Below are 9,824 nucleotides of genomic sequence, written 5' to 3'. Positions count from 1 at the left end.
GGCCCAGGGCGCGGCCGCGCGCCCCGCGTTGGCCCTGTCGGGGGCCGGCGCCGATCCCCCACCCGACGAGGACCGACAAGGCAGCGCCCGCTCCCCCGAACGTCCACCCGGCGCGGATGCGCTGTACCGGCTGCGCATTCTGGCCACGACCGACATTCACGCCCAGCTTCTGTCCTACGACTATTTCACCAACCGCCCGCTGCGCGGCCTGGGCCTGGCCCGGACCGCCAGCCTGATCGCCCGCGCCCGGGCCGAACAGCCCGAGGCGATCCTGCTGGACAATGGCGATTTCCTGCAGGGCTCGGCGCTGGCCGATCTGGCCGCCACCGAACGCAACCGCCACCGGCCGCATCCCTCGATCCTGGCGCTGAACGCGCTGGGCTATGACGCGGTGGCGCTGGGCAATCATGAATTCGACTATGGGCTGGGCCTCTTGCGCCGGGCGCTGGGCGCGGCGCGCTTTCCCGCCCTGTCCGCCAATATCGCCCTGCGCCTGGGCCCGGCCCCGCTGCAGGACGAATTGCTGACCGCCCCCTTCGCGCTGATCCGCCGGGTCCTGACTGCAAGGAACGGCCAGGCGCGGCCGGTGACGGTGGGCGTGCTGGCCCTGACCCCGCCCGAGGTGCTGGACTGGGATCATACCAAGCTGGACGGCGCCCTGGCCGCGCGCCCCATGGTCGAGGCCGCCCGCGCCTGGCTGCCCGAACTGCGCCGGGCCGGGGCCGATCTGGTGGTCTGCCTGGCCCATACCGGGATCCGCGACCTGACATGCGAAGACCGCAGCGAAGGCCTGGCGGCGGAAATCGCCGAACTGCCGGGCGTCGATGCGGTGATCTCGGGCCACAGCCACGAGGTCTTTCCCAATACCGCCGCCTATGCCGATCCGCGCGTCGATGCGCCGAATGGCCGGCTTGCCGGCAAGCCCGCGGTGCAGCCGGGCCATTCCGGCTCGCATCTGGGGGTTCTGGATTTCGATCTCAGCCCCCGCCCCGGCCCCGGCGGCGGCTGGCGGATCGCCAGCGCCCGGACCGGCCTTCTCAGCGCCGCCGACCTGCCGCAGGGCCGCGCCGCGCCGGCGCTGCGCCAGGCCGCCGCCCCCCTGCGCAGCGCGCTGGCCCGCGACCACCGCGCCGCGCTGGCCTGGACGCGCCAGCCGCTTGGCCGCAGCGCCCTGCCCTTGACCAGCTATTTCGCGCTGGCCGCCGACAACCAGGCCCTGCGCCTGATCGCGGCCGCGAAGCTGACCTATGCCCGCCAGGCCCTGCGCGACCGGCCCGAGGCCGGCCTGCCGATCCTGGCCGCCACCACTCCGTTCCGCGCCGGGGGCCGCAGCGGGCCGCTCAACTATACCGACATCCCTGCCGGGCCACTGTCGGTGCGCCACATCTTCAACCTCTACCCCTTCCCCAACACCATCGTCCTCAGCCGGATCACCGGCGCCCAGCTGATCGCCAGGCTGGAGGCCTCGGCCCAGGTTTTCGCCCAGATCCGGCCCGGCCAGCCCGATCAGCCCCTGCTTGACCCCCACACCCCCTATTTCGTGTTCGAGGATTTCCCCGGACTGTCCTACCGGATCGACCTGTCGCGCCCGCGCGGCCGCCCGGGGCGGATCCGCGACCTGCGGCTTGAGGGCCGGGTGCTTGGCGCCCAGGATCCGCTGGTCCTGGTGTCCAGCAGCTTCCGTCTGGGCACGATGCCCGAATTGACCGGCGAGGTTTTACTGTCGCCCGGCCTGCCGTTGACCGACGTGATCGCCCGCCATATCCGCGATCAGGGCGAATTGCGCCCGATCACCGGCCCGGGCTGGTCGTTCCGGCCAATGCCCGGCACCAGCGTGATCTTCGACAGCGGCAGCGGCGCGCCGGCCCATCTGGCCGATGTGGCGCATCTTCGCCCCCAGGCGCTTGGCCTGACCGAGACGGGCTTTCACCGCTTTCGCCTGCACCTGTGATCGGCTAAGCCCCGGGGCGCAGGAACAGCGGACCGCCCCGGATGTATGACGCGCTTCTCTTCGATCTCGACGGCACGCTGATCGACACCGAATCCCTCGCGCTGCGCACGGGCCTGGCCGCCTTCGCCGAGGCCGGCCATCCCGTCGGGCCCGATCTCTTGCACCGGCTGGTCGGCCGGGACGAGCCCAGCTCGGTCGCCATCCTGCGCGCGGCCCTGCCCGCGACCGCCGACCTGCCCCGGATCCGCGACATCTGGAACCGCGGCTTTTCCGATGCCATCGCCCAGGGCCTGCCGCTGAAACCCGGCGTGACCGAGCTTCTGGCGGCAACCACCGGCCAGCGCCGCGCCATCGTCACCTCGACCCGCCGCGCCGGGGCGCATCAGAAGCTGCAGATCGCAGGCCTTGCGCCGCAATTCGAGCTGGTCATCTCGCTGGACGATGTGACCGCCGCCAAACCCGCCCCCGATCCCTATCTTCTGGCGGCCGAGCGGCTGGGCCTGTCGCCCGCGCGCTGCCTGGTCTTCGAAGACAGCGACACCGGCGCCGAATCGGCGCGCCGCGCCGGCTGCACCGTGGTGCAGATCCCCGATGTGGGCGAGATCAGCGGCCGCTTCGCCCATCATCTGGCCGATGACCTTCTGTCCGGCGCCCGGATGGCCGGGCTGCTGCGCTAGGCCCCGCCGGATCTGCCGGATCTGCCGGGGCATCGGCGGATTTCCTGACCATCCGGTCAAACTCGCCCCCCGCGCCGCTTGCCACCGCCCGGCCCCGCATGGCATCGTCGCGACATCGACCGGAGGGCGGGCCTTGACCACGATTTCTGCTGCAGACGCAAGAACCGGCACCGGCCTGGTGGCCAAGGCCGGGCACCCCCGCAATCCCGGCATGGCGCTGGATCTGGACTGGGTGGCCAGCGTGCAGGCCAATACCTCGGCGATCGAGCGGCGCTGCGCGACGCTTGGCGGGCGGCGCAGCGTCAAGAAGGAGTATCAGGCGGCCTGGCTTCTGAAGGCGATCTCGCTGATCGACCTGACCACGCTGTCGGGCGACGACACGCCCGCGCGCGTCCAACGGCTGTGTGCCAAGGCGCGCCAGCCGGTCCGGCCCGATATGCTGCAGGCGCTGGGCCTGCCCGGCCTGACCGTCGGCGCGGTCTGCGTCTATCATGACATGGTGGAAACCGCGGTCCGGGCGCTGGAAGGCTCGGGCATTCCGGTCGCCGCGGTCTCGACCGGCTTTCCGGCGGGCCTGTCGCCCTACAAGCTGCGCATCGCCGAAATCGGCGAATCGGTGCGGGCCGGCGCGCAGGAAATCGACATCGTGATCTCGCGCCGCCATGTGCTGACCGGCAACTGGCAGGCCCTGTATGACGAAATGGCCGAGATGCGCGCTGCATGCGGTGACGCCCATGTGAAGGCGATCCTGGCCACCGGCGAATTGCAGACCCTGCGCAACGTGGCCCGCGCCAGCCTGGTCTGCATGATGGCCGGCGCCGATTTCATCAAGACCTCGACCGGGAAAGAGGCGGTGAACGCCACCCTTCCCGTCAGCCTGACGATGATCCGCGCGATCCGCGATTATCAGGACCGCACCGGGTTCAAGGTCGGCTACAAGCCGGCGGGCGGGATTTCCAAGGCCAAGGACGCGCTTCTGTATCTGGCGCTGATGAAGGACGAACTGGGCCATGACTGGCTGCAGCCCGATCTGTTCCGCATCGGCGCCTCGTCGCTTTTGGGCGATATCGAACGGCAGCTGGAACATCACCTGACCGGGCACTATTCGGCCGGCTACCGCCATGCGCTGGGCTAGCCATGCCCGGCCCAGTCAGGGGCTCTGCCCCTCGCCCTTTCAGGGCTCACCCCGGGATATTTCCGGACAGATGAAAGCAGCCGCACCCGCGCCTTTCATCTGTCTGAAAATATCTCCGCCGGAGGCGCAGGTCCGCCAAGCGCGCTGCCGCCGACATTTTCGCGCCAAGGACAGATGACATGACCGTCAAGGACATCTTCGAAAGCATGGATTACGGCCCCGCCCCGGAAAGTGCCATGGAAGCGCTGGCCTGGATCAAGGCGCATGCGCCCTTCGGCGCCTATGTCGACGGCGCTTTCCTGGCGCCCGAGGCGCTGTTTCAGACCCGCAACCCCGCCACCGGCGCCGTGCTGGCCGAGGTTTCGCAAGGCTCCGAGGCCACGGTCGACCGTGCGGTGAAGGCTGCGGCCAAGGCCTTTCCGAAATGGGCCAAGACCCCGGGGCACGCGCGGGCGCGGGTGCTGTATGCGCTGGCGCGGCTGGTGCAGAAACATGCCCGGCTGTTTGCGGTTCTGGAAAGCCTCGACAATGGCAAGCCGATCCGCGAAAGCCGCGACATCGACATTCCGCTGGTGGCGCGGCATTTCTACTACCACGCCGGCCTCGCCCAGCTTTTGGAGACCGAGCGTCCCGGCACCGCGCCCTTGGGCGTCTGTGCGGCGATCACGCCCTGGAACTTCCCGCTTCTGATGCTGGCCTGGAAGGTCGCGCCCGCTTTGGCCGCCGGCAATACGGTGGTGCTGAAACCGGCCGAATTCACCCCTTTGACCGCGCTGCTTTTCGCCGCGATCAGCCGCGAGGCCGGGCTGCCCAAGGGCGTGTTGAACGTGGTCACCGGCGATGGCGAAACCGGCGCCGCGCTGGTCGCGCACCCGCAGGTGGCCAAGATCGCCTTCACCGGCTCGACCGAGGTCGGCCGCAAGATCCGCGCCGCCACCGCGGGCTCGGGCAAGGCTCTGACCTTGGAGCTGGGGGGCAAATCGCCCTATATCGTCTTTGACGATGCCGATCTCGACTCGGCCGTGGAAGGGCTGGTCGATGCGATCTGGTTCAACCAGGGTCAGGTCTGCTGCGCCGGCTCGCGCCTTCTGGTGCAGGAAGGCGTGGCCGACCGTTTCCACGCCAAGCTGAAGCGCCGGATGGACGGGCTGCGGCTGGGCGATCCCCTGGACAAGGCGATCGACATGGGCGCCATCGTCGATCCGGTGCAACTGGCCACGATCACCCGCCTGGTCGACAGCGCCGAAGGCCAGGTCTACCGCGCCGCCACGCCGCTGCCGGCCCAGGGCTGCTATTACCCGCCGACGCTGATCACCGGCCTCGGCTCGGCCTCGCCCCTGATGCAGGAGGAAATCTTCGGCCCCGTCCTGGTGTCGATGACATTCCGCACCCCGTCCGAGGCGGTGGAGCTGGCCAATAACAGCCGCTACGGGCTGGCGGCCTCGGTCTGGACCGAGAACGTGAACCTCGCGCTGGACATGGCGCCCAAGCTGCGCGCGGGCGTGGTCTGGGTCAATGCGACGAACCTGTTCGATGCGGCGGCGGGTTTCGGCGGGGTGAAGGAATCGGGCTTCGGCCGCGAAGGCGGGTGGGAGGGGCTGTCGGCCTATCTGCAACCCGCCGGGCCTGCGAAGCCGCTGAAACCCGTCCGCCCGGTCGCCGCGCCCGCCGATCCGGCGGTCGAGGGCATCGACCGCACGGCGAAACTGTATGTCGGCGGCAAGCAGGCCCGGCCGGATGGCGGCTATTCGGAACCCGTCTGGTCGGCCAGGGGGCGGCTTCTGGGCCATGTCGGGCTGGGCAACCGCAAGGATATCCGCAACGCGGTGGAAGCCGCCCATGCCGCCAAAGCCTGGGCGAAAACCACCGCCCATAATCGCGCGCAGGTGCTGTATTACATCGCCGAGAACCTGTCGGCCCGCGCCACGGAATTCGCCGCCCGCCTGCGCGACATGACCGGCATCCGCGGCGAGGACGAGGTCGAGGCCGCGATCCGCCGCCTGTTCACCTATGCCGCCTGGGCCGACAAATACGAAGGCGCGGCCAAGCCCGTGCCGATGCGCGGCCTGGCTTTGGCGCTGAACGAGCCCCTGGGCGTCGTCGGCGCGCTTTGCCCCGACGAGGCGCCGCTTCTGGGCCTGGTCTCGGTCATGGCGCCCTTGATCGCCATGGGCAATGCCTGCGTGCTGGTCCCGTCCGAGGCCTTCCCGCTGGCCGCCACCGACTTCTACCAGGTCCTCGACACCTCGGATCTGCCCGGCGGGGTGGTGAATATCGTCACCGGCAGCCATACCGACCTGGCCAAGCCGCTGGCCGGGCATATGGATGTGGACGCGGTCTGGTCCTTCTCTTCCGCCCCGGTCTCGGGGTTGATCGAGGCGGAAAGCGTGGCCAACCTGAAACGCACCTGGGTCAATCACGGGCTGGCCCGCGACTGGGCCAGGGCCGAAGGCCGCGATTTCCTGGCCCGCGCGACCGAGGTGAAGACCGTCTGGGTGCCCTACGGCGAATAGATCGAAGCGGGGCACGGCCCCGGCCGGGGCCACGCGGCCCTAGCGCCGCGCGGTCAGGAAGGGCGCGCCTTCGGTGATCGTGCCGATCCGCGCCGCCACGCTGTCGCCCGCCGCATGCAGCGCCGCCAGCAGCGCCTCGGCCCGGTCTTCGGGCACGCAGGCCAGAAGACCGCCACAGGTCTGCGGGTCGAACAGCAGATCGGCGCGCGGCCCGGGCGGCAGATCCACGGCCCAGCCCAAGGCGGCGCGGTTCGTGGGCGCCAGGCTGGACCCCTGGCCCTGCGCCGCCAGCGTCTCGGCCCCCGGCAGAAGCGGCACCTCGCCCAGATCGATCTCGGCCGCCACGCCCGAGGCGCGCAGGATCTCCATCAGATGGCCGGCCAGGCCAAAGCCGGTGACATCGGTCATCGCATGGGCCCAGGGCGCCAGGATCGCCGAGGCCGGGGCCAGTGGCCGGGCCATCTGCGCCAGACAGGCGGCATAGGCCTCGCCCAGGATCAGCCCGGGGGCGCCCGCCCGCGCCATTTCGGCGGCCAGCACCGTGCCGCTGCCCAGGGCCTTGGTCAGCAAGACCGCATCGCCCGGCCGCGCGCCGGCCTTGGTCACCACCCGGTCGCCAAGGCCGGTCAGGGAAAAGCCGATCACCAACTCGTCCCCTTGCGTCGTATGCCCGCCCACCAGATCCGCCCCGGCGGCGCGGATCACCTGGGACGCGCCGGCCATGATCTGGCCCAGCATGCGGGCCTGCAACGGCTCGGCCAGGCGGGGCAGCGTCACCTGGGCCAGCGCCGATTGCGGGGCAGCACCCATGGCCCAGATATCGCCCAGCGCATGCACCGCCGTCAGCCGCGCCATCAGATGCGCGTCGCCCGTGAAGCCGCGCAGATGGTCGGTCGTCAGCACCTGCAGCCCGCCGCCCGCCAGCCGCAGCACCGCCGCATCGTCGCCCGGCCCCGCGATCACCTCGGGCCGCTGCGGCGCGGGCAGGCCGGCCAGCGCCACCTGCAGCGCCTCGGCGCCCAGCTTGGCCCCGCAGCCGGCGCAAAGCGGCCGCGCCTGCAGCAGCGCCTCCAGCCCCTTTGCCGCCTCGGCCGGCACCACCGGTCGCGCCATCGCCGGATAATCCTCGAACTTCGCCATGAAGCGTCGGTCGATCCGGTCCTTCACCCGCCACAGCCAGCCGCCCCCGGCCCGCAGCCCGAACTTGTCGGCCACCGCGCCCCGGTCGCCGGTCGAGACCAGCTTCAGATAGTCGCGCTGCGGGTGATAGGGCCGCAGGGCCCGGCCCGAGGCCAGGGCGCGCAGATTGTGAAACAGCACCGGCGCCGCGCGCACCGCGAAGACCCCCGCCTTCGGCCGTGGCGCATGGGCCAGATGCGCGCAATCCCCGGCGGCAAAGACCGCAGGGTCCAGGGTCTGCAGCGTCGGCCCCACGGTCAGGAACCCGTCCTGCACTGCAAGGCCCGTCTCGGCCAGCCAGGCCTGCGGCCGGCCGCCCGCCACGCTCAGCGTGAAATCCGATGCCAGAACGCGGCCATCCGACAGGGTCACGCGATCGGCCGCGATCGCAGCCGGGGTCGCGTTGCACAGGATCGCGATCCCCGCCGCCTCGGCCTTGGCCAGCAGCCGCGCCCGCGCCTTGGCACCGATATGCGGCAGGGGCGCGGCCGCGCGCTCGATCAGGGTGATCTGCGGCCGCGCCCCCTGCCCGCGCAGCCGATGCGCCGAGGCCAAAGCCAGCTCCACCCCGCCCACGCCTGCGCCCACGATCACCAGTTGCGGCGCGGCCAGGCGGCGGGCCAGGAAGGCCTGCCAGGCCTCGGCATAGCGGCCCAGCGGCTTTGCCGCCACGGCATGATCGGCCATGCCCGGGATCTCGGGCAGGTCCGAGCCGATGCCGATATCGACCGAGGCGATGTCATAGGCAAAGGCCGGGCGGTCCGCGAACTGCACTTCGCGCCGGGCCGGGTCCAGCCCGACCGCACGGTCCAGGATCAGCGCCGCCCCGGCGAAACGGGCCAGGCGCACCAGATCGATCATGATCTCGTCGCGGCGGTAATGGCCGGCGATCAGCCCGGGCAACATGCCGGTATAGGGCGCAACCGGGCCGGGATTGATCAGCGTCAGCCGCGCGCCGGGCAAGGGGCGCATGCCCCACATGCGCAGGACCAGCGCATGGGCATGGCCGCCGCCGATCAGGACGATGTCCTGCACCTGGGGAAAGGACGCTCCGGCTTGCATGGACCAGACCTAGCCCCAAGCCCGCGCTTTGGCGAGAGGCCGGGGCCCCGCGCCCGATTTTTCGCAGAAAAATCGCCCCCCGCCCCGGCTCCAGCGCATTGCCCGGCCGGGCGCCGCCGCCTAGGCTGGCGGCAATGAAATCCCGCACCCGCATCACCATCGCGCAGACCCAGCGCCTGTCGCTGAACACCTCGCTCACCGCGGCGATCCGCATCCTGCGCGCCGATGCCGCCGGGCTGACCCAGTTCCTGGAAGACCAGGCCGCCGAGAATCCGGCCCTGGTCCTGGGCCCGCCGCCTGCGGGTGACTGGCTGCCGCGCTGGTCCTCGGCGCTGGCGCAGCTGCGCGGCCCCGCCATGGCCGGGGGCGGCGGGCTGGACGACGAAGACCGGATCGCCGCCGACGGGCCCAGCCTGGCCAGCCATGTCTCGGGCGCCATCGCGATGCTGCGCCTGCCGCCCCGCCTGCAGCGCCTGGCCGATCTGATGGCCGAGGCGCTGGAGCCCTCGGGCTGGCTGGGCCGGCCGCTGGCGCAGCTCGCCGCCGAGGCGGGCCTGCCCTATGACAAGGCCGAACAGCTGCTGCACAAGCTGCAGGGGCTGGAGCCGACCGGCATCTTCGCCCGCGACCTGGCCGAATGCCTGGCGCTGCAGGCCGCCGAGGCGGGCGAACTGGACCGGGTGATGGAGGGCGTTCTGGAACGCCTGCCGCTGGTCGCCGATGGCGCGGTTGACCGGCTGGCCGGGCTGATCGGCTGCCCGCCCGAGGCCGTCACCCAGGCGATCCGCCGGTTGCGCGGCTATGATCCGAAACCCGGCGCGCGGTTTCAGCGCGGTGCCGCCCCGCTGCGCGCCCCCGATCTGGTGGCGACGCGCGGGCCCTCGGGCTGGGAAGTGGCGCTGAACGGCTCGGCCCTGCCCAGCCTGCAGCTGGGCGACAGAAGCGGCCCCGAACGCGCCGCCGCCCAGGCGCTGATCCGCATGGTCGAGGGGCGCAATGCCACGCTTCTGAAGATCGCGCGCGAGATCCTGCGCCGCCAGGCGGCCGTGCTGGATCATGGCCTGTCGCATCTGGTGCCAATGACCATGGCCGATGTGGCCGGCGCCCTGGACCTGCATCAGTCCAGCATCAGCCGGGCGGTGGCGGGCACCGCCGTCGACACGCCGCAGGGCTGCTACTGGCTGCGTGCCATGTTCTCGCCCGCGGTGCGCAAGGACGGGCCGGCCGGCGCCGTGATGCGTGACGCGCTGGCGCGGATGGTTGCGGCCGAAGACCCGGCCGCCCCCCTCAGCGATGCCGCCCTGGCC

6 protein-coding genes are annotated in these 9,824 nt (G+C 71.4%); 5 read left to right on the top strand and 1 reads right to left on the bottom strand.

The features are described 5' to 3' along the window. The 4 genes from K1Y73_RS20170 to K1Y73_RS20155 form a co-directional block, all read left to right on the top strand. Nucleotides 1-1,951, top strand: a 1,951-nt coding sequence (locus tag K1Y73_RS20170; protein WP_225030108.1) for a metallophosphoesterase, incomplete at its 5' end; no start/stop codon positions are given. A 41-nt stretch (nucleotides 1,952-1,992) separates the two neighbouring features. Then, a complete protein-coding gene (locus K1Y73_RS20165) occupies nucleotides 1,993-2,628 on the top strand; it encodes an HAD family hydrolase (RefSeq protein WP_225030107.1) in 636 nt (211 codons plus the stop codon). 142 nt (nucleotides 2,629-2,770) lie between these two features. Beyond that, the gene (gene deoC, locus K1Y73_RS20160; RefSeq protein WP_225030109.1) at nucleotides 2,771-3,763 is read left to right on the top strand and encodes a deoxyribose-phosphate aldolase; all 993 of its coding nucleotides are present in this window, start codon (nucleotides 2,771-2,773) and stop codon (nucleotides 3,761-3,763) included. 179 nt (nucleotides 3,764-3,942) lie between these two features. Beyond that, nucleotides 3,943-6,276, top strand: coding sequence for an aldehyde dehydrogenase family protein (locus K1Y73_RS20155; RefSeq protein ID WP_225030106.1), 2,334 nt, complete (start codon nucleotides 3,943-3,945; stop codon nucleotides 6,274-6,276). Nucleotides 6,277-6,315: 39 nt separating this feature from the next. Here K1Y73_RS20155 and selD read toward each other — a convergent pair whose 3' ends face one another. Further along, nucleotides 6,316-8,517 carry a selenide, water dikinase SelD gene (gene selD, locus K1Y73_RS20150; RefSeq protein ID WP_225030104.1) on the bottom strand — a complete coding sequence of 734 codons (2,202 nt, stop codon included), beginning with the start codon at nucleotides 8,515-8,517 and terminating at the stop codon, nucleotides 6,316-6,318. 134 nt (nucleotides 8,518-8,651) lie between these two features. On the opposite strand from selD, the gene K1Y73_RS20145 reads away from it, so the two are divergent. Then, a partial coding sequence (locus tag K1Y73_RS20145) for an RNA polymerase factor sigma-54 (protein WP_225030102.1) occupies nucleotides 8,652-9,824 on the top strand: 1,173 nt, incomplete at its 3' end.

Source organism: Xinfangfangia pollutisoli, from assembly GCF_020179405.1.
In the GTDB taxonomy this organism is placed as follows: domain Bacteria; phylum Pseudomonadota; class Alphaproteobacteria; order Rhodobacterales; family Rhodobacteraceae; genus Pseudogemmobacter; species Pseudogemmobacter pollutisoli.
Note: the sequence above shows the minus strand (reverse complement) of the source record. Positions and strands in the feature narration are given on the sequence as shown.